Below are 1542 nucleotides of genomic sequence, written 5' to 3' on the forward strand. Positions count from 1 at the left end.
ATTAAGTATTAAGTATTAAGATTTAATTTTGAATTTCTAATTTTGAATTTTTAGTTGTCATTTTGCATTTTGTTTATTATAACATAAAAAATAAAAAAAATCTTGTGGATAATTCTGCCTCTACATTTTCGCTCGTTTTAAGATTTCAGCTTCAATAATTGAACGATCATTTCCATATTTTAATTTTGAAAACTGTTTAATTCTGTCCTTGTTAGAAATTTTATTTTTCCGCAAAGGAAAAGTCTTCATATTAAAAGCCCTGGTTGGCTGATTGTCAATTATTAATTTAACATAAGCGTTAAATTTATCTATATTAACTAGATCGTAAGCGCTAAAAACAGGAGCAAACTCTTTTGAAAGAAATTCAGCGTCTTCAGCCCCGACCTTGAAAGAAACTATTGTTCCAACATTTCCAAAAATTGCGTCTCTGATGCTTGTGTCTTGCTTTTGCGACAACTGCCCGATATATTGATGCGCGATATTCAAATTAAGCCGATATTTTCTTGCTTCTGATAAAATTACCGTAATGCTCTCGGTAATAAAATTCTGGAATTCATCAAGATAAAGATAAAAATCTTTTCTTTCATTTCTTGGAATATCAGTCCGTGAAAGAGCGGACATTAAAATTTTTCCAACTAACACCATCCCCAACAAATATGAATTCATTTCGCCTATTTTGCCTTTGCTTAAATTAACTAATAAAATTTTTCTTTTATCCATTATTGTCCTTAAATCAAAAGCGCTTTTTTGCTGGCCAATAATTGGGCGCATTATGTCATTGGAAATAAAAGTGTTCAGCTTACTGGTTATATACGGAACCATATTCGCGAGAGCAGCGTCTCCACCGGCTTTTTCAGCTTCCTTTTGCCAAAAATCTTTTACAACAGGATTTAGGCATTTGCTTAATTTATATTTTCTAAAATCAGGGTCAGCTAAAACTTTTGATATTTCCATTAAAGTAGATCCGCTTTCTGGATCTTCCATAACAAGAAGCATCGCGTTTCTCATATATTGTTCAAACATCGGACCGCCTGTTTGTTTCAAATCATAAAGCTTGTCAAAAATACTAATCATCTCATTGATGACAAAAGTTTTTTGCTCAGGATATTTTTTATTATATTCCAACAAATTAATCCCCATTGGACGTTCAATATTCGCTGGATCAAAATAAATTACATCTTCAGCGCGCTCATTAGGAATAGTATCTAAAATGTCGTTTACTAAATCTCCATGCGGATCAATAACCGCGACACCATCGCCATTTAAAATATCCTGTTTTGCCATATTAGACAAAAATTCTGATTTTCCAGTTCCTGATTTTCCAATAGCATAAATATGTCTTGTTCGATCGCTTCTGCTAATTCTAATAAGGGTTTTAGCTTCCCGATAAACATTTTCTCCCAAAACAATTCCTGAGTCAGGCATATTATTAGGCGCTGGAGCTTCCTTAGAAGAAAGCCACTGGATATTAGGCGTCTGCGAACTTGCCAAAGGAAAATGAAATAAAGACGCCATTTCTTCTGAATTTAAAACTATTTTTTT

General features: G+C 32.8%; 1 protein-coding gene. It reads right to left on the reverse strand.

The genetic code is table 11. From position 1 onward, the window contains the following. Positions 1-120: 120 nt before the first annotated feature. A partial coding sequence (locus tag U9O55_04605) for a type IV secretory system conjugative DNA transfer family protein (protein ID MEA2089085.1) occupies positions 121-1542 on the reverse strand: 1422 nt, incomplete at its 5' end.

This window comes from Patescibacteria group bacterium (genome assembly GCA_034660655.1).
In the GTDB taxonomy this organism is placed as follows: Bacteria; Patescibacteriota; Patescibacteriia; order JAACEG01; family JAACEG01; genus JAACEG01.